The organism is uncultured Dokdonia sp. (assembly GCF_947492815.1).
Classification (GTDB): domain Bacteria; phylum Bacteroidota; class Bacteroidia; order Flavobacteriales; family Flavobacteriaceae; genus Dokdonia.
This window is the reverse complement of sequence record NZ_CANLOB010000038.1, coordinates 1-25,382: the sequence shown is the minus strand read 5'-3', so window position 1 is coordinate 25,382 and position 25,382 is coordinate 1. Positions and strand designations below refer to the sequence as shown.

General features: G+C 33.6%; 28 protein-coding genes. 12 read left to right on the top strand and 16 right to left on the bottom strand.

Annotated features, from left to right (window positions below; all coding sequences use genetic code 11):
• Positions 1-6: 6 nt before the first annotated feature.
• The 5 genes from Q1A01_RS22090 to Q1A01_RS22070 form a co-directional block, all read right to left on the bottom strand.
• Entirely contained in the window at positions 7-819 is an 813-nt protein-coding gene (locus Q1A01_RS22090) for a hypothetical protein (protein ID WP_299685230.1), read from the bottom strand.
• Positions 820-887: 68 nt separating this feature from the next.
• The gene (locus Q1A01_RS22085; protein WP_299685228.1) at positions 888-1,730 is read right to left on the bottom strand and encodes a hypothetical protein; all 843 of its coding nucleotides are present in this window, start codon (positions 1,728-1,730) and stop codon (positions 888-890) included.
• Positions 1,731-2,092: 362 nt separating this feature from the next.
• Positions 2,093-2,557, bottom strand: coding sequence for an inclusion body family protein (locus Q1A01_RS22080; protein ID WP_299685226.1), 465 nt, complete (start codon positions 2,555-2,557; stop codon positions 2,093-2,095).
• 547 nt (positions 2,558-3,104) lie between these two features.
• Positions 3,105-3,641: a metal-dependent hydrolase gene (locus tag Q1A01_RS22075; RefSeq protein WP_299685224.1), complete on the bottom strand. Its 537-nt coding sequence runs from the start codon at positions 3,639-3,641 to the stop codon at positions 3,105-3,107.
• Between the two features lies 1 nt (position 3,642).
• Positions 3,643-4,227 (bottom strand): acyl carrier protein phosphodiesterase, encoded by a 585-nt coding sequence (locus tag Q1A01_RS22070; protein ID WP_299685222.1) that lies wholly within the window; start codon positions 4,225-4,227, stop codon positions 3,643-3,645.
• A 182-nt stretch (positions 4,228-4,409) separates the two neighbouring features.
• On the opposite strand from Q1A01_RS22070, the gene glmM reads away from it, so the two are divergent.
• Together glmM and Q1A01_RS22060 are read left to right on the top strand one after the other, a co-directional pair.
• Positions 4,410-5,798, top strand: coding sequence for a phosphoglucosamine mutase (gene glmM, locus Q1A01_RS22065; RefSeq protein WP_299685220.1), 1,389 nt, complete (start codon positions 4,410-4,412; stop codon positions 5,796-5,798).
• Between the two features lie 144 nt (positions 5,799-5,942).
• The gene (locus Q1A01_RS22060; protein WP_299685218.1) at positions 5,943-6,305 is read left to right on the top strand and encodes a hypothetical protein; all 363 of its coding nucleotides are present in this window, start codon (positions 5,943-5,945) and stop codon (positions 6,303-6,305) included.
• Here Q1A01_RS22060 and Q1A01_RS22055 read toward each other — a convergent pair.
• Positions 6,302-7,207, bottom strand: a complete 906-nt coding sequence (locus Q1A01_RS22055) for a lysophospholipid acyltransferase family protein (RefSeq protein WP_299685216.1) — start codon at positions 7,205-7,207, stop codon at positions 6,302-6,304. The genes Q1A01_RS22060 and Q1A01_RS22055 overlap by 4 nt on opposite strands.
• A gap of 67 nt (positions 7,208-7,274) precedes the next feature.
• On the opposite strand from Q1A01_RS22055, the gene Q1A01_RS22050 reads away from it, so the two are divergent.
• The 3 genes from Q1A01_RS22050 to Q1A01_RS22040 are packed head-to-tail and all read left to right on the top strand — an operon-like array spanning position 7,275 to position 9,898.
• Entirely contained in the window at positions 7,275-7,922 is a 648-nt protein-coding gene (locus Q1A01_RS22050) for a rhomboid family intramembrane serine protease (protein ID WP_299685214.1), read from the top strand.
• A 16-nt stretch (positions 7,923-7,938) separates the two neighbouring features.
• A complete protein-coding gene (locus Q1A01_RS22045; protein ID WP_299685212.1) occupies positions 7,939-8,619 on the top strand; it encodes an SIMPL domain-containing protein in 681 nt (226 codons plus the stop codon).
• Between the two features lie 16 nt (positions 8,620-8,635).
• On the top strand, positions 8,636-9,898 hold the full coding sequence (locus Q1A01_RS22040; protein WP_299685210.1) for a hypothetical protein: 1,263 nt from the start codon (positions 8,636-8,638) through the stop codon (positions 9,896-9,898).
• On the opposite strand, the gene rluF is transcribed toward Q1A01_RS22040, so the two are convergent.
• The gene (gene rluF, locus Q1A01_RS22035; RefSeq protein ID WP_299685208.1) at positions 9,895-10,638 is read right to left on the bottom strand and encodes a 23S rRNA pseudouridine(2604) synthase RluF; all 744 of its coding nucleotides are present in this window, start codon (positions 10,636-10,638) and stop codon (positions 9,895-9,897) included. The two genes, Q1A01_RS22040 and rluF, sit on opposite strands and share 4 nt — an antisense overlap.
• A 135-nt stretch (positions 10,639-10,773) precedes the next feature.
• On the opposite strand from rluF, the gene Q1A01_RS22030 reads away from it, so the two are divergent.
• Complete coding sequence (locus tag Q1A01_RS22030; protein ID WP_299685206.1) at positions 10,774-11,022, top strand: DUF1456 family protein; 249 nt, start codon at positions 10,774-10,776, stop codon at positions 11,020-11,022.
• 8 nt (positions 11,023-11,030) lie between these two features.
• Positions 11,031-11,471, top strand: a complete 441-nt coding sequence (locus Q1A01_RS22025; protein WP_299685204.1) for a hypothetical protein — start codon at positions 11,031-11,033, stop codon at positions 11,469-11,471.
• A gap of 49 nt (positions 11,472-11,520) precedes the next feature.
• Here Q1A01_RS22025 and Q1A01_RS22020 read toward each other — a convergent pair whose 3' ends face one another.
• From Q1A01_RS22020 to Q1A01_RS21995, 6 genes are read right to left on the bottom strand one after another with little or no spacing between them, the layout of a single operon-like run.
• Positions 11,521-12,831: a DEAD/DEAH box helicase gene (locus Q1A01_RS22020; protein ID WP_299685202.1), complete on the bottom strand. Its 1,311-nt coding sequence runs from the start codon at positions 12,829-12,831 to the stop codon at positions 11,521-11,523.
• Positions 12,832-12,883: 52 nt separating this feature from the next.
• Positions 12,884-13,522 carry a hemolysin III family protein gene (locus tag Q1A01_RS22015; protein ID WP_299685200.1) on the bottom strand — a complete coding sequence of 213 codons (639 nt, stop codon included), beginning with the start codon at positions 13,520-13,522 and terminating at the stop codon, positions 12,884-12,886.
• A 2-nt stretch (positions 13,523-13,524) separates the two neighbouring features.
• Positions 13,525-14,256, bottom strand: a complete 732-nt coding sequence (locus tag Q1A01_RS22010; RefSeq protein WP_299685198.1) for a TlpA disulfide reductase family protein — start codon at positions 14,254-14,256, stop codon at positions 13,525-13,527.
• 18 nt (positions 14,257-14,274) lie between these two features.
• On the bottom strand, positions 14,275-15,069 hold the full coding sequence (locus Q1A01_RS22005) for an alpha/beta fold hydrolase (RefSeq protein WP_299685196.1): 795 nt from the start codon (positions 15,067-15,069) through the stop codon (positions 14,275-14,277).
• Positions 15,066-16,190 (bottom strand): GTP cyclohydrolase, encoded by a 1,125-nt coding sequence (locus tag Q1A01_RS22000; RefSeq protein ID WP_299685194.1) that lies wholly within the window; start codon positions 16,188-16,190, stop codon positions 15,066-15,068. Before Q1A01_RS22000 ends, Q1A01_RS22005 begins: the two co-directional genes overlap by 4 nt.
• An 18-nt stretch (positions 16,191-16,208) precedes the next feature.
• On the bottom strand, positions 16,209-17,228 hold the full coding sequence (locus Q1A01_RS21995; protein WP_299685192.1) for a transporter: 1,020 nt from the start codon (positions 17,226-17,228) through the stop codon (positions 16,209-16,211).
• Positions 17,229-17,431: 203 nt separating this feature from the next.
• Between Q1A01_RS21995 and Q1A01_RS21990 the strand changes: the two genes are divergently transcribed.
• From Q1A01_RS21990 to Q1A01_RS21970, 5 genes are all read left to right on the top strand, one after another.
• Complete coding sequence (locus tag Q1A01_RS21990; RefSeq protein WP_299685190.1) at positions 17,432-17,692, top strand: DUF4834 domain-containing protein; 261 nt, start codon at positions 17,432-17,434, stop codon at positions 17,690-17,692.
• 71 nt (positions 17,693-17,763) lie between these two features.
• Positions 17,764-18,246 (top strand): hypothetical protein, encoded by a 483-nt coding sequence (locus tag Q1A01_RS21985; protein ID WP_299685188.1) that lies wholly within the window; start codon positions 17,764-17,766, stop codon positions 18,244-18,246.
• 81 nt (positions 18,247-18,327) lie between these two features.
• On the top strand, positions 18,328-20,763 hold the full coding sequence (locus tag Q1A01_RS21980) for a YfhO family protein (protein WP_299685186.1): 2,436 nt from the start codon (positions 18,328-18,330) through the stop codon (positions 20,761-20,763).
• Positions 20,764-20,769: 6 nt separating this feature from the next.
• Positions 20,770-22,077 (top strand): glycosyl transferase family 1, encoded by a 1,308-nt coding sequence (locus tag Q1A01_RS21975; protein ID WP_299685184.1) that lies wholly within the window; start codon positions 20,770-20,772, stop codon positions 22,075-22,077.
• Between the two features lies 1 nt (position 22,078).
• On the top strand, positions 22,079-23,566 hold the full coding sequence (locus tag Q1A01_RS21970; protein WP_299685182.1) for an oligosaccharide flippase family protein: 1,488 nt from the start codon (positions 22,079-22,081) through the stop codon (positions 23,564-23,566).
• A 5-nt stretch (positions 23,567-23,571) separates the two neighbouring features.
• Here Q1A01_RS21970 and Q1A01_RS21965 read toward each other — a convergent pair whose 3' ends face one another.
• From Q1A01_RS21965 to Q1A01_RS21955, 3 genes are all read right to left on the bottom strand, one after another.
• Complete coding sequence (locus Q1A01_RS21965) at positions 23,572-24,138, bottom strand: hypothetical protein (RefSeq protein WP_299685181.1); 567 nt, start codon at positions 24,136-24,138, stop codon at positions 23,572-23,574.
• A gap of 67 nt (positions 24,139-24,205) precedes the next feature.
• Positions 24,206-24,778, bottom strand: a complete 573-nt coding sequence (locus tag Q1A01_RS21960) for a hypothetical protein (RefSeq protein WP_299685179.1) — start codon at positions 24,776-24,778, stop codon at positions 24,206-24,208.
• 74 nt (positions 24,779-24,852) lie between these two features.
• Positions 24,853-25,251 (bottom strand): hypothetical protein, encoded by a 399-nt coding sequence (locus Q1A01_RS21955; RefSeq protein ID WP_299685177.1) that lies wholly within the window; start codon positions 25,249-25,251, stop codon positions 24,853-24,855.
• Between the last annotated feature and the right edge of the window lie 131 nt (positions 25,252-25,382).

Below are 25,382 nucleotides of genomic sequence, written 5' to 3'. Positions count from 1 at the left end.
AGGTTCTTATTTTTGTTCTACAAGCGTGATCGTCATTTCTCCATATTGACCATCTTCTAGTCCATTAGATCCGTTAAAATCGGCTGTTTCTTTCCCAAAGTAACTGATGTTAGTATTGTGGCAAATCCACTGACTTCCAGCGATTAAAAATCGATAATTGGTGTTTGCATCTAAATCAATGTTATGAAGAAAAGTATACTGATTTCCTAAATTGTTGAATTCTCCAACGGCATTATCTATATACTTAGATTCTGAAGTGACATAGGTCATTTCTAAAAAATTTCGAGTATTATCACTGTCTACTTGGTAGAGTCTGAAATCTCCTTGACAAGCAGCATCCGTATCATTAATAGGATCTCCTGCTGTATAATAAGCGGTTACTTTTATTTGATATGTACCTTTAAAAGGAACTGTAAAGTCTCCAGTGTCTAAGCCTGGAATAGGTAATGCTTGTGAAGAAACCACACCCATAAGCTCTGCGGTTTGTTTAAATTCTAGTGCAAACCCATTATTAAAAATACGTTGCCATATAGAACCATCAAAATAGTAGAAACCTGGAGATACTGCTGTAGATAGCGTATCTTCAGAGGTAGAAGTTGCAGTATTGAAAATAAATAAACCAGGAGCAGGGTTTTTGATAGGTGTTTCTATATTATCTATAGCAACCAATGCTACTCTTGGAGTTAAGATACCTTTGTCTGTGGCTTTTACTTCAAATAAAGCACTTGGATCTACTTGAGTTGTATTGACACCCACTTGACTATAGAAAATTTGGGAAAATAAGCATAACAGTATGCTAGATAGTAACAATTTATTCATGATTTGGGGATTTAGAATGTTCTTGTTAAAGAATGTATGGGAATGTTGTTATATGATATGTGTTGTGTTTAGAACTGTCTTGTTAGAGTGATAATTAATGAACCTCTATAGGCATCATCTTGCCCATTTGAGCGTGTAAAACCAGCTGTGTCTTTTCCGAAAATGCCTTCTTCTGTAGTATTTACAGAATTCCATTCACGTCCTTTTACAATAAAACGGTATTCTTCTGCTGGACTTGCTTCAAACGAAAAAGAGTAAGATATTTCTTGACCGATACTGTCAAATCTTCTATTGTTGCCTAAATCTATAGAAACACCATTTACAAATCGTTCTTTTACAATAGATGTTATTCCGTTTACTTCCATTTCTAAGGCAATAGAAGCAATACCTACACCATCTCCATTACTATTTCCATTACCATTACCTCCAGCTCTAGGTCCAGCTGAATAAAATCCTGTTCCAGAAACTTTATAAACACCAGCATAGGGTAATTTTATAATTCCTGTATCTAAGCCAGGGATAGCAATATACGTGTTAGCATTACTTGATGCTTGTACTTCTTGCGTTTGATCAAACTCTAAGCTAAATCCTTCATCATGAAGTCGTACCCATGCACCCTTATTGTAATAGTAAAAACCTGGGGCAATGGTATTATCACCTGTACCTGCATCTGATAAGTTATATACTAATAATCCAGTAGCTGGTCTTGTTTCATTTTGTTGTAATCTAATGGTTGTATTATCATCCTTTCCATTTAAAGAAACTCTCGGAATCAAAATGCCCTTATCATCAGCAACTATATCTAATATAGAACTGGGATCAGGGGTAATCGTATTTATACCAACTTGAGCTTGTAGTGTATATGTCAAAAACATACTTACTATAACTACTAGTGTGTTTATTTTTATCATGACTTGGGGTTTTGTCGTTCCATTTAAAATGAGATACCATTTGTATGTATTCTCTATTTCAAATCGATAAATAATCAATAGTAATTTTAATTGTAAAAATGGTCGACGCTAAAAAGCGTTACTTACATTTTTTTTAAATACGTAGGTAAGTGTCTGTTAACGTGTGTTTTGTGATTATTTTATTTTCAATAGCATTTGCTGAAAAATGTAATGTATCTAACACATTTTAAAATTCTAAGAATGGAATTTGGAATACTTGTTATAGAAAATGATTCATTGTCATTTTACTTTTAGACAAAAAATAGCCTTTTAAATACAGGTGTGCTTAAAAGGCTATTTAAGATAAGAATCTTAGTAATTATTTATCCAGCTACTAGAATTGTTGGGTCCCACTGGTAGTATCCAAATAGTACAGGCTGTCCAGAATTATCTCTTGAATATAAAGCAAAAACAACTTTATAACCTTCTGTTTCTTTGTTCATAACATCGGCTTCAAAAAACCAAAACTTTTGATCACTTATATCTGCGGGCAATACATCTCTTTCCGAAGGAGAAACGCCAGATTTTGTAAAAGTTTTGTTTTCAAATTCTGAAAAAACTTGGGTTCCACTAAATTTATTGATTCCATAAATAAGTGCTGAATTTTCAAAATTGTTAGAGGCAGTTATTCCAAAGAAACGTACTACATCTCCTACATTTGCAGAAAATGTAAGGTCTCCAGTACCGCTACCAGATATCGTATTTGAAGTAGCTACCATATACCCAAAGTTGTGGGCAATTCCTGTTGGGTTATTTTGATCCTTACTTGGATTAGGGTATTGTTTCATAATTCCCCAGCTCGTCCAAGGTTACTTGAATGTCTATTGTCTTACTCATAATGTTTGTGATTTAAATATACTACTTACTCTATTATAGCTTTTCAGTATACGCTCTCGTTTTTTTTGAAGATACTATTGATCAATTTACGTGCTATATCTTCTACTTAACGAGCACTAAATTACAGGAGTATTAAGGTGTTGATTAAAATTTAAATAATTGATTATCAATATAAAGTGTTTTTATTGGGTGTTTTTAAGGGAATTGCGAAACACGTATTTTACTACTTAATTCTTTTAATAATAAGAAGGGGATACGTTGTTGAAGATGCTAGATAAAAAAACAGTCTGAATAAGCACCACACTATTCAGACTGCTCCTACGATATTTGTAGCTTATATCTATAAGAGTCTAAAAGTACCAAAAGGTTGTGTCTAAATGTGTTAATTTATTGTTGTAAATTTTATAAATCTTGGTAGGCTTTATCGTTTCACTCTCCCTATGGCCGTGAAACTGCCTGCCTGTCTCATAAGTTTGCTTTCGCGAAAGCGTATAAAAATTACTTCCTTTTCTTATTGATAAGATAGGAGATCACCATATATACTGCTGCTGGAATGAAGATATAGATGAGTTCGCTTAAGATGACTCGTAATCCCCATTTACTAAAGAAATTTTGAATACCTATGGGAGAAACTTGAATAGGTCTCCAACTGAAAAAATGCCGTGTATCATCCCATGGTGAAAAGAAAGCAACTCCTAAACCTCCTGTGGTCATTGCATCTAATACCGCATGAGAAGCAGTTGCAAGGGTGAAAAATAGGATGAGGGATATTCCTTTTTTAGAGAATATGCTAGTGCGATAAAAAATGATCGTTATAAGTACTCCAACAATGCATGCAGCGAGTAGTGAATGACTAAAACCTCGATGTCCCCAAAAAGAGTCATAGGGAATTCCAAGTGAAAAACTTATTACATCTGCATCTGGAAGTATGGAGCAAATAACTGCTAGTATCCAAAATTTTGTGCTTCTGTATGTTTTAGGTATACTTGTTCCTAATGCAATTGCGGCAAATGCGTGACCAAATGCTGAAGCCATATTATATTTCTTTCATTTTGATAGCTATAAATGCTTGTAGTTCCTCAAAAAAGGCTGTAAACTCTTTTTCAAAAGCTTCATAGTGTTCTTTTAAATCTTGAATGGCCTCATCCATAGGGACTCTATTTTTGATACGGATATTCATATTGTAGAGTACTGTTTCAATTCCTTCTAACGTCGCATAACTAAGCAACCAATTTTGCTTCATCATCGGTACCATCATTTTTTGTATTCTAGTAGTCAGTAAATGATGGTTGGTTTTGAGAAGTTCATAAAAGTCATTTACATAGTCTTCTAATGGTTGTTCATGATATTGATACCAGTTTTTTGCTAGAAAATGATCATATAAAATATCTACAATAACACCGCTATAATGCCCATATTTAGCATGTAATCGTTTGGTGCTTTGCTTTGTAATAGGATGGCTGTCTGTATAACTATCTATCCAACGGTGAATGAGAATTCCCTTTTGAATTCCTTCCTGATAATTTAAGTACTTCTTCCCTTTAATGCCATCGGCTATAAAGTTGCCTATGGTCACCATATCATCATCTCCAGAAAGGTATATATGTGCTAGAAAATTCATTGTTGTGAAGATACCTTTTATAAATGACCTCTAAAAGCTATTACAGGATTTCCCATTAATATGTCCTTTAATTTTTTAATAAAAATATATCATATCGTAGGCTAGTCTAAAAGTCGGTTGTCTTTTCTTATTTTTGCAGTCCCCTATAATAAAGATATTGAACGTAACAAACAACTTAATCTATGACATTAATAAAATCTATTTCTGGTATACGAGGTACCATAGGCGGAACTACTGGTGATAACTTGACACCTATAGATGCTGTAAAATTTGCTGCTGCTTATGGCGCGTGGCTTAAAAATGATCGCAATAAAGAAACCTACCGTGTTGTTGTAGGTCGCGATGCTCGTATTTCTGGATCTATGATTCAAGAATTGGTAATGAATACTCTAATAGGTATGGGAATTCATGTGATTGATCTAGGTCTCTCTACCACACCTACAGTAGAGGTTGCTGTACCTATGGAACATGCTGACGGCGGTATTATTCTAACAGCTTCTCATAACCCTAAACAATGGAATGCGCTTAAACTTCTTAATAGTAAAGGAGAGTTTTTGAATGGAGTAGAAGGAGAGAAGATTTTAAAATATGCTGAAAATGAAGATTTTACTTTTGCGGAAGTAGATGATCTTGGGAAAATCACAGTAAATGATGCCTATATCGATTTGCATATTGATGAGGTGCTAGATTTAGAATTAGTAGATGTAGATGCTATTAAAGCGGCTAATTTTAAAGTAGTAGTAGATGGTGTAAACTCAACTGGTGGTATAGCGATTCCTAGATTATTAGATAAATTAGGCGTAATTCCTGTAGAATTGTATTGTGAACCTAATGGTCATTTTCCTCACAATCCAGAGCCTCTTAAAGAACATTTAGGAGATATCTGTGCGCTGGTTGTAAAAGAAAAAGCTGATTTCGGAATTGTAGTAGATCCTGATGTAGATCGTCTAGCTTTTATAGATGAGACAGGAGAAATGTTTGGAGAAGAGTATACGCTGGTTGCTTGTGCTGATTATGTGTTGAGCGAAACCAAAGGTAATACGGTATCCAATTTATCTTCTTCTCGTGCGCTTAGAGATATTACACGTAAACATGGTGGTACTTATAATGCAAGTGCTGTGGGAGAGGTAAATGTAGTACAACTTATGAAAGATACGAATGCTGTTATAGGAGGAGAAGGAAATGGAGGTATCATCTATCCAGCTTCTCATTATGGGCGTGATAGTCTGGTTGGAACAGCATTATTCTTAACGCATCTTGCTAAAGGAAATATGACAGTAAGTCAACTTAAAGCGAGTTATCCTCCTTATTTTATGAGTAAACAAAAAATCCAATTGACTCCAGAATTAGATGTTGATGGATTATTGGCTACAATGGCAACGAAATACGCTCATGAAGATATTAGTACCATAGATGGTGTGAAGATAGATTTTGAACATCACTGGGTACATCTTCGTAAATCAAATACAGAACCTATTATTCGTATCTATACAGAAGCTGCTACTCAAGAAGAAGCCACTCGTATTGCAGATGCTATGATTCAGGAAATTAAAGAAGTTGCTGGTTTGTAAACTGGTATTATATGTATAAGAAACCCTTCTTAATAATTTAAGAAGGGTTTCTCTTTTATAAAAAGTAGTGTGTAAGCAATATTCTATTGATTTATAGGTTTTTAATATGTAAGTCAATGTGATTTAGTTAAAAACCATCCTGTCATGAATCTTAAAAAAATAGTAATTGTTCTTTTATTTGCATGTTTCATATTCTCAAACTCATATGCACAATCGTTAAAAAAGAAGTCTGTAGCTCATCGTATTGAAGTTTCTAAAGAAGCATTAACGAACTTTGTCATTAAAGGGAATGGAAATGCTAAAACGACAAACTTTAAAGTGAAATTTCCAGGCTATCCTACCGTTGTGGTACAAGGGAATATGCTTAATGAAAAAGCATTAGCCCATTTAAAGGCTTCCAAAAAAGGAACATATATTCAAGTATTTGATATTAAAGATGCTACTTCAGAAGAAAAAGGTGCAAAAAAGAATCCACCTCTTATTTTTAAATTGACTACAAACCCCTAAGTAGTTTTGTCTTTTCCTGCTGACTCTTGTTTTCTGCCGAGCAGTTTAAAACGTTTATGCGTCCATAAATAATATGCTGGTGCTTCTCGTATTTGTGCATCTAATATTTTCGCGAAAGCGTCTGTAATTTTATAATCAGGGATTTCTTTAGGATTTTTAGCTAGTTCAATAAAAGTACCTTCATAATGTCCTCGTTTTGTCTTTCTAACTTTAAGATAGACGATAGGCATGTCAAGTTCTTTAGAAATACGTTCTACCCCTGTAAAGAAAGGTAGTTCATGTCCTAAGAACTGTGTCCAATAATGTGATTTTGCTAATCTTGGTGACTGATCTGCTACAAAACCGTACATACTCACAATACCTTCTTCTATATTTTTTGCCATAAGTCTCGAAGCATATTTATTGGCAACTAATACGGTATTCCATCTACCACGTATACGCTTCACTAAATTATCAAAATAGGGGTTTTTGATTTTTTTGTAAATACCGTGTCCAGTATTTTTAACATGTAATTGTATAGCAAATGACCATTCATAACTGGCATAATGCCCTAACATTACAATACCACTTTTACCTTTAGCTTCATAGTCTTGAATAACGTCAATATTGGTATATGTCATTCTAGTTGTAAGCTGCTCTTTTGTGATACTAAGCGTTTTGATCATCTCTATGAATAAATCACACAAATGATGATAGAACTTTTTTTCTATTTGTTTTAATTCTTGAGATGATTTATCTGGAAATGCCGTTATAAGATTGTAACGAACTGTTTTTTTACGATATCCTATCATATGATATATAAGAATATATACCATATCAGAAATAAAGTATAATACTTTGAATGGTAATTTAGATAAGGTCCAAAGTAAAGGATATATTAACCAAAAAGCGATCGCTTGCATTTATAAAATATAGATATAATAAGATACCGCAAATATAGGTATCTTTACTACGTAATAAGAATAAATTATGGCAGATATGCATCTTGTAACAATGGCTATTGTTGCTATAAATGTACTCTTTTCAATAAAGGGTTTTAATGATTATAATTTTAAAAATAAATACTTATTTCAAATAGGCGCCATACGACGAGGAGAACAGGTACGTATGATAAGCTCTGCTTTTCTGCATGCAAATCCTGAGCATCTTTTTGTAAATATGCTTACACTATATTTCTTTGCAAATCCCGTCATAAGTCAATTAAGTGTTTTTCAATTTGTTGTTATTTATGTGGGAAGTCTTATTATAGGAAACTTACTATCTTATTTCTTTCATAAAGATGAATATCATTATTCAGCTCTAGGTGCTAGTGGTGCTGTTTCTGGCGTTTTATATGCCGCTATTTTATTAAACCCAGATATGATGTTAGGGCTTTATTTTGTGATTCCTGTGCCCGCGTATCTTTTTGGTATTGGATATCTTTTATATTCTATTTATGGAATGAGAGCTCGTAATGATAATATAGGACATGATGCACATTTTGGCGGTGCTGTGGGTGGATATCTTATCACCTTAATGATGGTTCCGGATTTATTATTTACAAATACATTAATGGTTATTTTACTAGCAATTCCTATTGTTATCTTGTTTGTAATGATTAAATTAGGTAAAATTTAACGGTTATGTATTAGTTATGAAATTACTATATCTTTTTATATTATTATGTACTATGAGTCTTACGGCACAAACACACACAGAATCTCTTGTTAACGTCACTGGAAAAGGAATTATTAAAGTCGTACCAGACCAGGTTGCTATCAAAGTACGGGTAGAGAGTGAAGGCAAAGATGCTATGGGTGTAAAAAATGAAAATAATGCATCTATTAATGCGGTTATTAAATTTTTACGTTCGGAAGGACTGAAAGATGAAGATGTACAAACAGAGTATATCAATCTCAATAAGAATTACGATTATAATACAAAGACATATTCTTATAAAGCAAATCAATCACTTACGGTACTTCTTAAAGATATAAAGCAATACGAAACTATTATTTCTGGCTTACTAAACTCTGGTATTAATCGAATAGACGGGGTTCAATTCAAGTCCTCTAAAGCAGCATCCTTACGATCTGAAGCGCGCGTAAAAGCAATTCTTGATGCAAAACAACGTGCAGAAACCTATGCAACAGCTATAGGCCAATCTATTGGTAGAGCTGTACAAATAAGTGAAGCATCTGCTAATGTACCTCGACCTCAGTTACGAAGCGCTAATTTTGCTATGGAATCTTCTTCTGGAGGAGGCGAAACTATTGCACCAGGCGAATTGTCTATTGTAGTGACTATCTCTGCTAGTTTTGAGCTGAAATTATAAATTATAAATTATTAAAATGTCAAAAAAATTAAAAGTCCATGAAGTTTTTGGACAATCACGAAAAATACCTTTGAATTATATAGAAAGACCTAAAGTTGATGAGGTTTTTAGAAATTCTTTAAAGTTCAATAAGCATTTAGTAATTTACGGTAGTTCCAAACAAGGTAAGACTAGTCTTAGAAAATATAATTTAGAAGAGGAAAAATATATTTCAGTTCATTGTTCTAATATTTGGGATATAGGACAGTTAAACGCTCAAATCTTGAAAAGAGCAGGTTTTGAGTTAACTGTTTCAAGTTCTAAAACAATAGATGGAAAAGCAAAAGTTAAAGCTGATTTTAATCTTTTTACATTTTTAAAAGCTGGTGGAGAAATCGAAGAAGGAGAGTCTGAAAATACACAACAAAAACCTTTGGAGTTAGATATTTATGATTCTAATGATATTATATCTGCGTTAAAATCTATAGATTTTGATAAATATATTATTTTAGAAGACTTTCATTATTTGAAAGAGGAAGTTCAAACTGATTTTGCATTTGAATTAAAAGCATTTCATGAAAATTCTAATTATACATTTATAATAGTTGGAGTATGGCTAGAAGATAATAGATTAACATTATTAAATGGCGATTTAGCAGGACGTATTTATGCTATTAATGCTGATTCATGGTCAAGTGATCAATTAAAGAGAGTTATAAATAAAGGGGCAGAGTTACTAAATATTTCTTTTATTAATGAATTAACTTTAGATATAATAAAATGGAGTCTAGGTAGTGTTTTCATATGTCAAGAAATTTGTTTACAGATTTGTATTTCTAATGGTATTGATGAGAAACAATTTCATTTATTAAATATCACAAAAGAAATTGATGTTTATGAAATTACTAAAAGAATAATAAACCAACAGACTGGTAGATATAATGCTTTTTTGAGAGCATTTTATTATGGGTTTCAAAGCACTGATTTAGAAATGCATAAATGGTTAATGTATCCAATACTGAAAGCTAAAGTTGAAGATTTAACGCATGGTCTATCTTATAAATTTATAAAAGATACAATAAGAGAAAAGCATCCTAGAAAAGAAAAATTAAATTTAGGTAATCTCACTGGAGCTTTGAATTCTGCAGCTTCTCTTCAAATTAAAAAGAATATAAAGCCAAATATTATAGATTATGATCAAACAAATTTAATTTTGAATATTGTAGATAAAGGTTTCTTAATATGGTTGATATTTCAGAAAAAAGCAGAACTATTGGAAAGTATAGAATTACCTATTTAATTATCTTTTGAATTATGTGTTTTCTCAGAATTTTCTACAAGCCTATTGATTTCAGCAAGTTCTGAAATTGTAATATCTCTCCATTTTCCAACAGGAAGATCTAGCGATACATTCATAATACGATTTCGCTTTAAGCGTATCACATCATAATTTAAATATTCACACATACGCCTAATTTGACGATTCAATCCTTGAGTCAGAATAATTTTAAATTTAAAACGGCTTATACGTTCTACTTTGCACTTACGTGTAACGGTATCTAGGATAGGTACACCATTACTCATTTGCTGTATGAAAGAAGGCGTAATAGGTTTGTCTACAGTAACTTCATATTCTTTTTCATGATTGTTGCGTGCTCGCAATATCTTATTGACAATATCACCATCATTGGTTAAGAAAATAAGACCCTCGCTAGGTTTGTCTAACCGTCCGATAGGAAAAATACGTTTCGGATAGTTAATAAAATCTATGATATTATCTTTCTCTACACGAGTGTCAGTGGTACATACAATCCCTACGGGTTTATGAAATGCCAGATATACAAAGTCTTCTTTAGGCGCAGCAACCAACTCACCATCTACACGTACAACATCTCCAGCTACAATTTTAGTTCCCATCTCAGGCACCTTACCATTTATGGTGACGCGACCTTGATCTATCAACTTATCGGCTGCCCTTCTAGAGCAGTATCCTACTTCGCTTAGATACTTATTAATACGTGTGGTCTTCTGTTCTTCCATAGATGACAAAATTAAGAGAATTAATTGTTAGCTGTTCGCTTTCGCGAAAAAATATACAGACTACCTCAATAAGGCAGTATTTCTAGGTATTAGTTTGAGTTAAATTCCCGTACTTTGTCATTCTAAATATATACTATGGCACTTACCAATAATGATATCTTTAAAAAACTACGTGTAGCTCATAAACTACGCGATGATGATATTGTTAAGATTTGTAGTCTTGTAGATTTCAAAGTCACCAAAAGTGAACTTGGCGCTATATTCCGTAAAGAAGACCATCCTAAGTATATGGAATGTGGAGATCAGTTTTTGCGTAATTTCTTAAACGGATTGATCATTCATTTACGAGGGCCTATGCCTCCGCCTAAGAAGAAGCCTGAGTAGTTTTTCATATGAATGGCAACATCTTTTTATACACTTCTTTTATAATTATAGTTTTATTTTCTAATAATTTGTTCGCGCAACAAGATTCATTGCAGACGGATAGAAATCAATTAATAGTAGGAACTTGGGTACATAAAGGTGCCAAAACTCCAGATGGAAAAGAGTATAAAGGATTGACATGTCATGATACCATTCAATATAATAAAAACGAAAATTATGTATGGAAACAATGTACCTGGAATCAAGATGGTAAATGGAAATTTAATGAAGATAAGACTATTGTAATTCATTATGATATTCATTGTGCCTATTGGGAAAAAGTATTAGGCACTAAAGATTTAGGAGAAAGTCATGGAAGACTTATTTCATTGAGTCAAAAAGAAATGATTACAGTTACCTATTTAGAAAATGAGGGAGAAATCTGGGAATATTATACTAAACTTAACTAATGTTTGCTTTTATACGCTTTCGCGAAAGCGTACCAAGCCATTTTAATATTTAAGTCCTTTTAATACGAATCTTCGCTTTCTTAAGCCGAGTATTATTTAACTTTTCAATCAGTTGATCACTTACCGTTTTATGTACTGCAATAAATGCTTCTTTCTGTTTCAGCTCAATAGTTCCTAACTCTTCTTTCGTAATACCGCCTTGTTTAAAGAAAAGTCCTGCAATATCTCCTTTAGAAATTTTGTCTTTACGACCTCCCGTGATTTGTAAGGTATCCCATATGGAAGGTGCTGGTGTTTCTTTATCTAGTAGGTATTCTTCTTCCATATCAGGCATAAAGTCTGGTAAGCGCTCATTACGCCAATGCAAGACATAAGCAACACCATCATTATGCATTCTAGCCGTACGTCCATTACGATGTGTAAATTCTTCTTCTCGCACAGGTAAATGATAATGAATGATAAACTTGATAGCCGAAATATCAATACCACGAGCAGCGAGGTCTGTTGCTAGTAATATTTGATGCGTACCATTTCTAAATTTGAGTAAAGATAATTCTCGATCACGTTGTTCCATACCTCCGTAAAAGCTGCCATGAGCAATTCCACATTCTGAGAGATACTCACTTATGCGGGCAATCGTATCTTTGAAATTACAGAATATAATCCCTGGTTGATTACCCAAGTGACGTAATGCTTTTTCTAGAGTAGCCAACTTATCTTTTTCAGGAGAAATCATAGCTTTGATTTCCAGTTTAGAACTTCCTTGGTGTAGGTAATCTACAGTTACTGGTTTTTCTAGCCCTACAAAGGAAGGGATGGAAAGTCCTTGTGTAGCTGAGGTCAATACTTTCTTAGAAAGCTTAGGTAAATAACTGATGATTTCTGTCATCTCTCCTTCAAAACCAACCTCTAATGATTTATCAAACTCATCTAGCACGAGTGTAGTAAGATATTCTGTAGAGAATGTATCTCTACGTAAATGATCTGCAAGACGTCCTGGAGTTCCAATAAGAATGCTAGGCCTATGTTTTATGGCTTGTCGATCTGTATTAAACGATTGCCCACCATAAGCTGCATGTATCTTATAGCCTGTACCCATGTTACGCGCCACTTGTTCTATCTGTATAGCAAGCTCGCGAGAAGGAACTACTACAAGTAATTGAACTTCCTGTATACTTGGATCTAGTTCAGCAATAACAGGTAGTAGAAACGCGAGTGTTTTTCCTGTTCCAGTAGGAGAGAGGAGTACCACTTCTTTAGATGCATGTATGGCCAATTGTGCAGCCTCCTGCATTTCATTGAGCGTATCTATACCAAGTTTAGCTAGTATTTGCTGCTGATTTTTTTGATGACTTATCATATCGCAAAGGTAGTGCGATTAACAGAGTTACCATAATAGATGCTAATCTACTTTATTGCCCAACATAAAAGTATACAGACATAAAGTGACAAAAGCTGCCTATAAGTACAAAAACGTGAAAGATCGCATGATTAAAAGGGATCTTTTTGATACTGTATAATACAGCACCTACAGTATAAGCAATACCACCACCAAATAACCATTGTACTCCCGTTGGATGTAAATTAGTAACTAGTGGCGTATATACAAAAACAATCAACCAACCCATAGCAACATATAGGATGGTAGATAAAATATCAAAACGTCCCGTAAAAAAGATTTTAAGAATCACACCAAATATGGCAATTCCCCAGGTAGTACAAAAAATAATGAGACCCGTTTCTCCTTCTAAAGTAACCAGTGTAAAAGGCGTATACGTACCTGCAATCAATATATAAATAGCAGCATGATCAAAAATTTGTAGTCTTGCCCTTCGTACAGGATGTATTGCACTATGATAGATGGTAGACGCAAAGTATAGAATACATAAACTGAGTCCAAATACAATGACACTGATGGTAGATGTGTTGGTTGCGCTTTCGCGAAAGCATAAAAAGAATACTCCAATTAGGCTTGCTACAAAACCAAAGCCATGGGTGTAGATATTCCATTTTTCTTCTAATGGACTGTATGTGGCTGCTTCTTTTGCCATGGCTACTCTTTCAATAAGAAATCCAATTGTTCTCTAAGTACTGAAACAGCTGCTTCAGGTTGAGAAGGTGTATTCCCACTTAAGATCACACCATTTTCTACAAAACGTACATCACCTTTTTTATCGATGAGGATAAGCTTAGGAAACGCATTGTTATTTAGTTCTTTATGTAAATACACTGTAGCATCTACTAAGTGCTCAAATTCGAATGACTTGCGTGTTAAAAACCGATCTACTTTGTCTTTCGAATCAAATGTAATCGCTACAAAATTTACTTGGTCTTGATAAGTGTCTTTCAGATAATTAAGATACGGAATTTCTGTAATACATGGCGGACAAGAAGTAAACCAAAGATTGAGTAAGGTTACTTTTCCTGTATAGTCAGTATTGGTTTTGAGGTGATTTTTAAGATTCTGTAATTTAAAATCGGGGAGTGGTTTATTTATAAATCGTTGAACTCCCGTATTGATATCCAAAGGAGCTGTATTAGATTGTGAGAGTACCACTTCTACAAACTGAATAATAGAATCTTGGCGTACTTGCGTAGAACGTACTTTATAACTGGCTGTGGTGTATTTGTAATTTCCTTGTTTTCCATAGAGGGTTTCTATGGTTTTTAGCTTTTCGCGAAAGCGTACTTCACTATAGATATCATCTTGAAAACTATAATACGTTTCTTGTGCCCACATGAAATGAGATATTCCTAGTAATAAGAAAAATAAATAATACTTCACAGCTATTGTTATAAGATATTACTTGTTTAAAAAGGCAGTTACGGCAATCGCAAAGGGTTCTTTTCTGTAGGTTGTATTGTGATCTCCGGAAACAATGGAGAGCGTTGCATTGGGTAATATATCAGCTAATTCTTTTGGATGCCCATTATCGGTGTCTTGATCACCAGCAATAACAAGCGTTGCTATTTTTATTTTTGAAAGTGCAGCTATAGATGTAACAGGTTGATATCGCTGTGACCATCCTAGTATGTTAAGACTTGCATTTTTTGATTTTGCATAATTTACAGCGCCTTCTGTCATTTCATTTAAGGGATCTAACCCTAGAAAGGCTCTTTCAAAAATGATACGTCGGTCCCAATCTGGATTTGAAAAATCTAATCCCATACCGCCTATAACGGCTTTTTGTATTCGGGTATCTTCTGCGAGCCATTTTGCAAGCACAATAGAACCTCTGGAATATCCGATAGCAATAATGCTATTGATTTGCAGGTGATCTAGTAATGCTTTTAGATCTTTTACTTCTGCATTGTCTTTAAATCCTTTTTCAGTAATAGGTTTTTCTGAAAGCCCATTGCCTCGTAAATCTGGGGTAATTACTCGATATCCTTGTTCAAGTAATTGTTGTTTTATGACAGTACCATTCCATGAACTCGCATCATTAATAAACCCATGTATTAATATAACAGAGGTTCCTTTGCCTTCATCATAATAAGAAATCATAGTTCCATCAAATGACGAAAACTTTTCCTGTGCTATTATTGATGTGATAAAAAATAGACAGAAGATAGAACTATAGATGGTAAGATGTCTCATATATCCTTTCGATAAGTTCTTCTACGTTTATGCAATTCGTGCTCGTAGTTTTTCCAAAGCTGTTGTATCGCTTTATTTTCTTCTAGTTCAGGATTGGTTTCTACATCTGTAATGCCTCTATCATTAAATAGATTTTGCATCATTTGAAAAATCACAGCAGTCACTCCTTTATTTTGATACTCAGGATCTATACCGATAAGATAAAACGCAGCAACACTATTTTTATTTTTAGCTTTTAATAAATGGTAAAAACCAAACGGAAATAAAGAACCATTTGCTTTTTTGAGTGCTTTAGAAAAAGAAGGCATCGTAATCGCAAAAGCAACTAAGTTTCCATCTTTATCTTGTACACATTTTATAAAATCTGGATGTACGTATTTCAGGTATTTTTCTTTGTAATGATCTATTTGATATTGTTGTATTGGTACAAATGTAGAGAGCTTATCATAGGTTTTGTTTAATAGACCGAACATCTCATCTACATACGGTTTAATTTCATTGGAAGTTTTAAACTGTAAGGGTGTAAGATTATATCGTTTTGCAATGATATCAGCAAATTTTTTGACTTTAGGATTTTGCTTATCAGGCGGGTCAATCTTTATTTTAAATTCTACCCATTCTGCAGCCTTTTCAAATCCTAATTGCTCAAAATGATCTTTATAATAAGCATAATTATACCATGTGATCATGGTATTTAAGTATTCATACCCTTCTACGAGAAGTCCTGCTTTTTCCATATTTGAGAAACCAACGGGACCTTCCATAAATTCAAGGTTGTGTGCAGTTCCTATTTCACGTACTTTATCTAGTAATTTTTTGGTAACCTCAATATCATCTATCACATCAAACCATCCAAAACGTATTTTAGGTTTTCCTTGCTCTTTAACCTCTATATGATTTATAATGGCACAGATACGACCAACAGGAGCATTTTCTTTATACGCTATAAAATATCGAGCTTCTGCATTTTTAAAAACAGGGTTTTTTGTTGGATCCATGCTATCCAATTCATCAGCAATGATAGGAGGAACCCAGTTTGGCTCATTCTTATATAACAAAAACGGGTACTTAACAAACTGTTTAAGTTCCGCAGAGGTTTTCATTTCTTTAAGGGTAATCATGTAGTCAAATACGTCTATTTATAAATTATCACCATCGTCTCCACCATCAGGGTCAACGCTATCTCTTCTCTTTTTATTCTTCTTGTTTATTTTTTCTGCTTGTCTTTTGGATGCAGATTTTTTCTTTTTCTTTCCATCTTCGTCTTCATCGCCACTTGTGTCTTCTATTTTTTCATCTTTTTTATGTAAATCTAATCGCCAAGAAAGCCCTGTTGCGATATTCCATCGAGAGGGTGTGTCTTTAAAGTTAATTAAACCACTTACATCTACTTGTAAATTTTTAGTGATTAAATAAGCACCACCACCTCGTATTAAATTATCTGCATACAGATCACCTGTGATTAATTGATACTCTACAAAGGCTGCTATTTTAGGGTTAAATGAGTGTGTCATGGTTGTAATCCAAGAGTATCCAGGGAATTCACTCGTAACACGATCGGCAATAATATTATTTACCCATACCCAACGGCCCCAATTATTTTGTGTAATAATAGCGATGTTAGGACTGATCCCATCTTTCCTTCTTGTATCTAAATCATTTGTAAAGTCAAAAACACCACCTGCATACACAGAAATAGCAGGGATTAATGTTTTCCACTTAAATTTAAAATTTGCGTGATAGGAATATAGATTAGGCTCATCTTCTCCTTTTTTATAGGGATCATAAATAAGATACTTTGCGCCTAGTTGTAAATTTTCAATACCACTTACTCTTCTTGGATCGGAGCTTCCTGTAGTAAATGCAATATTGTTGGATTGATATCTAAAAAGAGCATTGATTTCTAAGGCCTCTTTCCAGAAACCATATCTTAAGTCCATATTAAAACCAGTGATATCAATATCTGTATTTAGAAGACTATGAGTATCATTTCCAAAATCAACTCCAGACTCTACTTGTAAGACTTGTGTACCTACAGCAAATGCTCCTTGTGATTCTCCAGGACGATTGGAGTTAATAGTCTCAGTATATTGACCATACATTGATATACTTGCTATGAAGCATAAAAATGGCAGTAGTCTATGAATAGGTTTGTACATGTTGATTGGAGTTAGCGTTCAAATATATAAGAATTTATCATTTTTTTATGCTTTATTAGGTAGTTGTTATTAATCATAATGCCTAATTTTACTCGATAATCGAGATTTAATGCGCTACGGTTTGCCTTAAAATTAAAAAATCAGTTTCTTACAGATGTCTTAATAGGCTTTCCTTGAGCGATTTTTAACTAAAATTTCAAACAATGCTTTTACTTTCAGCACTAGATGGTTTTTTTAAAACGGTTTTAATCATCGTCTTGGTATATGTAGTACTACGTTTTTTAGCAAAATTGCTATTACCGTATCTTATGCGCTATATAACGATGAAAGCAGGACAAAAGATGGAAAGTGCTTTTAAAGGTTTTGGAGGATATCAGGAGCAACATACACCTGACCCACAGCCTGTTGAGAAAAAATCTAAAAATGTTGTCGGAGAATACATTGATTTTGAAGAGATTGATTAATTCTTTACACGCTTTCGCGAAAGCGTACCCATCAACATTCACAGTTATTTATTGTTTTTAAAACTCAAGAAGTGAATATCTTTCCTATTAAAGAACGCACATTTAAATTATTTGATACACAATCCGAAACTTTAGAACGTCTAAAACGCAGAACAGAAAAATCTAAAAATTTAACGTCTCAACATACGGATAAAACTTTTAGAGGAATTATAGACGGAAATCAATTTAAATTGATTTCTTCTGTTGTTGGAAAAGGTGCTTTATGTGTGATGACGGGAGAAATACAGGAGGGAACAGGATTTGTAAAAGTTGAAATACATAAAGTATTCAAAATACTGTTTAGTATTTTACTTTGCTTTCCTCCAATTGGAATAACATTATCCATTTTAATAGGAGCCGAAGAATATCATCCTATTTTTATTCTTGTAGCTCTTTTACAAGTTTTGATGATACGATATATTTTTATTGGATTTGCTTTTAGAGCAATATCTAGAGCCAGTCTTAATCGATTACGGGATGTGTTGGATTTTGAATGGACTACTAATTATAAATAGCATTTAGAAATGTAGTTACTCATCAATAGTGCATCTTCATCTTTTTCTGTTATTTTTGTTTGTATACTTTAAGCCACTTATATGAATTTTCAATTCAAACGTTTCTTACCACATATTTTTGTTGTTTTAGGATTTATAGTGATTTCATTACTGTATTTCAATCCTGTATTATCAGGTAAAATGATTTATCAGAATGATATCAAGCTGTATGAAGGTATGGCAAAACAACAAAATGAGCATAGACAACAAACAGGTGAAGAAACCTACTGGACTAATAGTGCCTATGGAGGGATGCCTACCTATCAAATGGGAGCTAAATTCCCGCATGATTATATGGATAAGCTGGATAAGCTTATTCGGTTTTTACCACGTCCGGCTGATTATTTATTCTTGTATTTATTGAGTTTTTATATACTAATGCTCGTCATGCGTGTTCCTTGGAAGTATGCAGTGATTGGCGCATTGGCTTTTGGGCTTTCTACCTATTTGATTATAATCATTGGCGTTGGCCATAATTCCAAAGCACATGCTATAGCTTATTTTCCACTGGTCTTATCGGGTATTATACTCACCTTTCAAAAACGGTACTTCTGGGGCTTTATACTCACTGCAATTGCCATGGGGCTTGAAGTACAAGCAAATCATTATCAAATGACCTATTATCTAGGGCTTGCTGTTGTGATTATGGGTATTGCATATTTGGTAGATGCTTATAAGAAAAAAGAAATTCCTCATTTTTTTAAATCTGTTGGGATTCTTATAGTGGCTGTTACGTTAGGGCTTGCAACAAACGCAACAACTTTGCTTTCTACTGCTGAGTATGCCAAAACAAGTATACGTGGAGAGAAGTTATTACAACCTAAAAATACCCTTGGAGGTGCTAAAAGTGATGGTTTGTCATATGATTATATTACAGAGTATAGTTATGGAAAGATGGAATCTCTCAATTTAGTAGTGCCTAAATTATTTGGAGCTGGTAGAGCATCCGATTTAGGAAATGAGTCTGCATTATATACTAAATATATAGAATTAGGTGCATCAGCTTCAGAGGCAAATTATTATGCTGGGGTTCCGTTATATTGGGGAGAACAACCCTTTGTTGAAGCACCACCATATCTTGGGGTTACAGTCGTTTTTATGGCGTTACTTGGTTTGTTATTAGTCAAAGGGCGTTTGCGATGGTGGTTACTAGGCGGGATGGTCCTTTCCTTAACGTTAAGCTGGGGAAAGAACTTTGAAGGACTTACACGTTTCTTTATAGATTTTGTTCCGTTTTATAATAAGTTTAGAGCAGTATCTAGTATTCAGGCAATTTTGGAATTACTCGTTCCAATTGCTGCTGTTTTTGGACTTTACAGATTTTTTAATGATAAAGAAGATCAAAAAGAACGTCTCAAAAAATTATACATCGCGTCTGGAATATTAGGCGGATTGTGTTTATTATTTTATTTATTTGGTGGGAGTTTATTTGACTTACGTTCGTCCAGAGAAGCAAGTATGGCAGTAGGAGAACAAGCACCTATTTTAAAAGCAATTAAAGAAGATAGACTACATATCTTAAAGAGTGATAGTTTACGTTCTTTCCTATTTATTGTTGGTGTTGCTGGTATATTATGGCTTGCTTTTAAGAAAAAACTATCAGAAAATATTGCCATTGTTATTATTGGCCTTTTTGTAGTGTTGGATTTAGTTGGGGTAGATAGACGAAGCGTGAATGAAGAAAACTTTATTACAGAAAGAGAATATAGACAGAATTTTGTGGCAACTCCTGCTGACGAATCTATTTTAAAAGATGATGGATATTTTAGAGTACTAGATCAATTTAGAGGCTTTAATAACTCACATACATCTTACTTCTTTAATTCCTTAAATGGCTACTCGGCGGTACGTCCGCAACGTATGGAAGACATGTATGAAAAAATAATTACGGGTAAAATAGGTATGCTCAATATGCTTAATGTGAAGTATATTATTCAGGAAAATGAAGGTAATATGTATGCACAACGTAATCCGTATGTAAATGGCCCTGCATGGTTTATAGATGAGATTCAATTAGTACCTGATTACAATGCAGTATATGACGCGCTAGATGATATAGACACAAAGAAAACAGCTGTTATACGAAGTGCGTACCAAGATGAGTTTGCTAGTTTTACACCAAAAAAAGATAGTGTATCTAGTATCGAATTAATAAAAGCTTCTCCTAATGCGATGTCTTATACATCAACCAATACTCAGGATGGATTTGCTGTTTTTTCTGAGGCTTATTATAAAAATGGATGGATTGCAACTATAGATGGGGAAGAAGCGCCTATCATTGAAACCAACTATATGCTACGAGGTCTCAAAGTACCTAAAGGGACACATGATATTCAATTTACATTTGATCCTCCAGTGGTTAAAAAAGGGAGTATGATTACACTTTCAAGTTCTATACTATTAGTGCTTATTGTTTTTGGAGGCGTATTTATGAGTTTCAGAAAGAAGGAGTCGCAGGTGACAGAAGAAGAAGCATAACTATTCATGTCAAAAAAAGTACTTATTATTTGTTATTATTGGCCTCCTGCGGGAGGACCAGGAGTACAACGATGGCTTAAATTTGTAAAGTACTTATCTGATTTTGACATAGAACCTATTGTTTACACACCGCAAAACCCAAATTATCCCATTGTAGATGCTTCGATGCTTGAAGAAGTGCCAGATTCGATAACGATATTAAAGCGACCTATTAAAGAACCGTATCGCTTTGCGAGTATGCTTTCGCGAAAGCAAACCAAAACCATTAGCGCAGGTATCGTTCCTAAGACAACCAAACAATCTTTGATACAACGCCTGTTACTGTATATACGAGGTAATTTTTTTGTGCCAGACGCACGTGTTGGATGGGTAAAACCTTCAGTTGCATTTCTAACTGATTATGTAACTAAGCACGCTATCGATACTGTTATCACAACAGGACCGCCTCATAGTATGCATTTAATTGGTTTACAGCTTAAAGCGAAAATTACCGAAGCAAGCTCTAGAAAATTACAATGGATCACCGATTTTAGAGACCCTTGGACAACGATAGGCTATCATGATAAGCTGAAGATGACTGCTAAAACAAAGCAGAAGCATAAGAATCTAGAACGTACTGTTTTAGAAACTGCCGATCATGTACTTGTGACAAGCCCTACAACCAAGCAAGAGTTTAGTGCGATTACTCAAAAGCCAATTACGGTGATCACTAATGGATATGATACGACAGATGAGAAGGTAATACCAATAGGTGAAAAATTTACACTTTCACATATAGGTTCCTTGTTATCTGATAGAAATCCGACAGTACTTTGGAAAGTACTCGCTAAATTGGTATCAGAAAATAACCACTTTAAAAATAGCTTTGAATTAAAACTGGTAGGAAAGGTAAGTCAAGAAGTAATAGATGCGATTAAAGGCTATGGTTTAGAAAAACACCTTACACTTGTTGGATATGTTTCACATCAGGAAGCTATCACATTACAACGACAGGCAGCGGTATTAGTATTAATTGAAATTAATGCCGAAATTACCAAAGGTATTATTCCTGGTAAAGTATTTGAGTATCTTATTGCTAAACGCCCTATTTTAGGAATAGGTCCCAAAAATGCTGATGTGGGCGAGATTATTACCTCAAGCAAAAGTGGTTATTATCTAACGTATCATCAGGAAGCTACCTTAGAAAAGGTACTCATCGAATTATTTGAGAATTATACCGCTCCTAAATGGAGAATAGATAGGGAAGCGCATATCTCAAAATATCATCGTAAAGAATTAACCAAAACATTAGCAACACTTATTCGTCGTTTATAATATGGGCATTGTTATTAAGCAATCTTTTAATAATCTACTTACCACCTATTTAGGGTTTGCAATAGGGGCGCTTAATACGTTGTATCTGTATATTAATTTCATGTCTGAAACGTATTATGGATTGGTGAGTTTTATTGTTTCTACAGCACTGATTGTAATGCCATTTATGGCCTTTGGTGTTCAAAATACTTTAGTGAAATTTTATTCGGCATATGAAGGTAGAGAACAAAGTGTTTTTTTAAACTGGATGCTATTATTACCTCTTGTTTTAGCAATTCCAGGAACATTAATTTGTTTCTTTTTTTATGAGCAGATAGCTACTTTTTTGTCTACCAAAAATGCTGTCGTTTATGAGTATGTGTGGTATATCTTTATTATAGCTGTTTCTTTAGCTTATTTTGAAGTGTTTTTTGCATGGTCTAAAGTGCAGTTTAAAACCATTTTTGGAAACTTTATGAAAGAAGTATTCCATCGTTTAGGAATTACGATACTCTTAGTTTTATTAGCATTTAAGATGATTACAATAGATACCTTCTTAATACTATTGGTATTGGTGTATGTTATTCGTATGTGTATTATGTGTTTATATGCTTTTAGTCTTAAAAGACCCAAATATATCAGGCATACAATACGAAGTATTAGTAATGCTACTAAACGTCCTCAAAATTTTAGTTCTATTGTTAAGTATACGATGCTCATTATTATAGCAGGTTCTGTAGCGACCTTGATGTTAGATTTAGATAAGTTTATGCTTGGCCTTTATGAAGATTTGGAGAATGTTGCTTTTTATTCAGTTGCGATATACATTGCAACAGTAATTGCGGTACCCGCTAGAGCCATGCATCAAATTACCTATCCTATGGTTGCAAAGATGCTTAATGAAAAACAATATGAGGATATGCGTAAACTCTATCATAAGAGTTCGCTTACATTATTTGTCATTGCTTCGTTGCTATTTCTGTTGATTGTATGTAATCTATCTAGTTTATATGATATGGTGACCGCTAGTTATCGAAGCGGACTCTATGTGGTATTATGTATAGGTGCAGCTAAATTATTAGACAACTGCTTAGGGATTAATAATGCCATCTTATATAATAGTGATTATTATAGAATTATTTTGGTATTAGGTGTGGTGTTAGTGGTTATTGCCATTGTATTGAATACTATTTTTATCCCGATATACGGAATTAATGGTGCTGCGATTGCCACATTTGTAGCTTCTGTACTCTATACCTTATGTAAGATATATATCGTTCATAAGAAGTTTGGAATGCAACCTTTCACTAAAGGCTCTCTTAAGACAGTACTATTGTTAATTGCCTTCTTTTGTAGTTTTTACTTCTGGGATTTCTCGTTTCATCCGTTTATCAATATAGTCGTAAAGTCTTTTCTATTAGGGGTTGGGTACCTATTGGTTGTTTACTTCCTGAGAGTTTCTGAGGATGTTACAGGAGCGATAGATGAGGTATTGAGACGTAAGAAATAGTTTATTTACTTTTCTTTTTTATTCTCATATTTAGGACCTCCAGGAGAACTTCCATATTTGTCTATATATTCTTGTAATGTTTTAGGCTCAAACATATTTCCATAAAATTCTGTAGGATTATTTTTTTGATACTCTCTTGCATCTTTATAACGTTGTCTTTCTTCATGAGATAATGCAGCCATTTTTTCTTCTTTTTGTTTGTCTAAGTTTTTATGCCTTCTCCCAGTTACATGTCCTCTTTGATATTCTGTTAGTAATTCTGAAATAGCATCCCAAACACGTCCATGATTATAATTAGAATATGAAACCAATATATCTAACATATCAGAATCAAGATCTTCTGGTAGTGTATCAAAATCAATAGGTGGCAAGTTTTTGTCTCTTAACGTTCTAATCGTTGATGCCTCTTCTGTCTTTTCAAATTGTTTAAACTGTTCTTTTTGCTTTTGGGTAAGCAATGTTATAGCTTCTTCAAAAGCAATTATATTTAAATCATAAGCATGAAGTAGAACTTCAAGATCATGATCATCTAGCTTTTCTTCTAAGTCTGTAAATAAATATTTTATTTCCATTACTTTATTAGGTGAAGAGATGTTACTCTGTTGATAGATGGTGAGTTAAAATAAAAGAAGTGATACTTTACTTCCTTTCGTTGTTATTACCCTCATATTTAGGACCTCCAGGAGACTTTCCATATTTGTCTATATATTCTTGTAAATTTTCTGGCTCAAATATATTCCCATAAAACTTTGTAGGATTATTTTTTTGATATTCTTCTGCATCTTTATAGCGTTGTCGTTCTTTATCAGACAATGCAGCCATTTTTTCTTCTTCCTTTTTATCCATATTATCATATTGCCTCCCAGTAACATGTCCTCTTTGGTATTCCGTTAAGAATTCCGAAACGACATCCCAAACACGTCCATGATTATAATTAGAGTATAAAACCAATGTATCTAACATATCAGAATCAAGATCTTCTGGTAAGGTACTAAAATCAATAGGAGGTAAGTTTTTGTCTCTTAACGCTCTAATCATTGATGCCTCTTCTGTCTTTTCAAATTGTTTAAACTGTTCTTTTTGCTCTTCAGTAAGAAGCTCTTCTACTTCTTTAAATGCAGTTATATTTAAATCATAGGCGTGAAGTAAAATTTCTAATTTCCCTTCACTTATTTCTTTATCTAAATAACTAAATAAATATTTTAATTCCATTACTTTATTAGGTGAAGAGACGTTACTCTGTTGATAGATGATGAGTTAAAATATAAGAAGTGATACTTTATACTTTACTTATTTTCATCGTTATCATTCTTATAATTAGGACCTAATGGAGGTCCTCCATATTTATTTATATACTCGTGTAAATTTTCTGGCTCAAACATATTTCCATAAAACTTTGTAGGATTGTTTTTTTGATATTCTTCTGCATCTTTATAGCGTTGTCGTTCTTCATCAGACAATGCAGCCATTTTTTCTTCTTTTTGATTGTCTAGATTATCATGATGTTTTCCAATGACCTGTCCAGCTTGATAATCAGTTAATATTCCATCTAAAGCATCCCAAAGATACCCTTCATTAAATTCATAGTATGAAACTAATTTATTTAGTATTTCCGCATCTAATTTTTCAGGTAGATTATTAAAATCAATAGGAGGTAAGTTTTTGTCTCTTAACGCTCTAATCATTGATGCCTCTTCTGTCTTTTCAAATTGTTTAAACTGTTCTTTTTGCTTTTGGGTATGTAGGCTTCCCTAAAAATAGGACAGTTTAAAATTCGAATTTACTAACTTTAAATTCAAACTGTCACAATGAAAAG

Coding starts and splice junctions, on each gene's coding strand:
- Q1A01_RS22090 (WP_299685230.1), bottom strand. CDS start 819: ATGAATAAATTGTTACTATCTAGCATACTGTTATGCTTATTTTCCCAA.
- Q1A01_RS22085 (WP_299685228.1), bottom strand. CDS start 1,730: ATGATAAAAATAAACACACTAGTAGTTATAGTAAGTATGTTTTTGACA.
- Q1A01_RS22080 (WP_299685226.1), bottom strand. CDS start 2,557: ATGAAACAATACCCTAATCCAAGTAAGGATCAAAATAACCCAACAGGA.
- Q1A01_RS22075 (WP_299685224.1), bottom strand. CDS start 3,641: ATGGCTTCAGCATTTGGTCACGCATTTGCCGCAATTGCATTAGGAACA.
- Q1A01_RS22070 (WP_299685222.1), bottom strand. CDS start 4,227: ATGAATTTTCTAGCACATATATACCTTTCTGGAGATGATGATATGGTG.
- glmM (WP_299685220.1), top strand. CDS start 4,410: ATGACATTAATAAAATCTATTTCTGGTATACGAGGTACCATAGGCGGA.
- Q1A01_RS22060 (WP_299685218.1), top strand. CDS start 5,943: ATGAATCTTAAAAAAATAGTAATTGTTCTTTTATTTGCATGTTTCATA.
- Q1A01_RS22055 (WP_299685216.1), bottom strand. CDS start 7,207: ATGCAAGCGATCGCTTTTTGGTTAATATATCCTTTACTTTGGACCTTA.
- Q1A01_RS22050 (WP_299685214.1), top strand. CDS start 7,275: ATGGCAGATATGCATCTTGTAACAATGGCTATTGTTGCTATAAATGTA.
- Q1A01_RS22045 (WP_299685212.1), top strand. CDS start 7,939: ATGAAATTACTATATCTTTTTATATTATTATGTACTATGAGTCTTACG.
- Q1A01_RS22040 (WP_299685210.1), top strand. CDS start 8,636: ATGTCAAAAAAATTAAAAGTCCATGAAGTTTTTGGACAATCACGAAAA.
- rluF (WP_299685208.1), bottom strand. CDS start 10,638: ATGGAAGAACAGAAGACCACACGTATTAATAAGTATCTAAGCGAAGTA.
- Q1A01_RS22030 (WP_299685206.1), top strand. CDS start 10,774: ATGGCACTTACCAATAATGATATCTTTAAAAAACTACGTGTAGCTCAT.
- Q1A01_RS22025 (WP_299685204.1), top strand. CDS start 11,031: ATGAATGGCAACATCTTTTTATACACTTCTTTTATAATTATAGTTTTA.
- Q1A01_RS22020 (WP_299685202.1), bottom strand. CDS start 12,831: ATGATAAGTCATCAAAAAAATCAGCAGCAAATACTAGCTAAACTTGGT.
- Q1A01_RS22015 (WP_299685200.1), bottom strand. CDS start 13,522: ATGGCAAAAGAAGCAGCCACATACAGTCCATTAGAAGAAAAATGGAAT.
- Q1A01_RS22005 (WP_299685196.1), bottom strand. CDS start 15,069: ATGAGACATCTTACCATCTATAGTTCTATCTTCTGTCTATTTTTTATC.
- Q1A01_RS22000 (WP_299685194.1), bottom strand. CDS start 16,190: ATGATTACCCTTAAAGAAATGAAAACCTCTGCGGAACTTAAACAGTTT.
- Q1A01_RS21995 (WP_299685192.1), bottom strand. CDS start 17,228: ATGTACAAACCTATTCATAGACTACTGCCATTTTTATGCTTCATAGCA.
- Q1A01_RS21990 (WP_299685190.1), top strand. CDS start 17,432: ATGCTTTTACTTTCAGCACTAGATGGTTTTTTTAAAACGGTTTTAATC.
- Q1A01_RS21980 (WP_299685186.1), top strand. CDS start 18,328: ATGAATTTTCAATTCAAACGTTTCTTACCACATATTTTTGTTGTTTTA.
- Q1A01_RS21975 (WP_299685184.1), top strand. CDS start 20,770: ATGTCAAAAAAAGTACTTATTATTTGTTATTATTGGCCTCCTGCGGGA.
- Q1A01_RS21970 (WP_299685182.1), top strand. CDS start 22,079: ATGGGCATTGTTATTAAGCAATCTTTTAATAATCTACTTACCACCTAT.
- Q1A01_RS21965 (WP_299685181.1), bottom strand. CDS start 24,138: ATGGAAATAAAATATTTATTTACAGACTTAGAAGAAAAGCTAGATGAT.
- Q1A01_RS21960 (WP_299685179.1), bottom strand. CDS start 24,778: ATGGAATTAAAATATTTATTTAGTTATTTAGATAAAGAAATAAGTGAA.
- Q1A01_RS21955 (WP_299685177.1), bottom strand. CDS start 25,251: ATGATTAGAGCGTTAAGAGACAAAAACTTACCTCCTATTGATTTTAAT.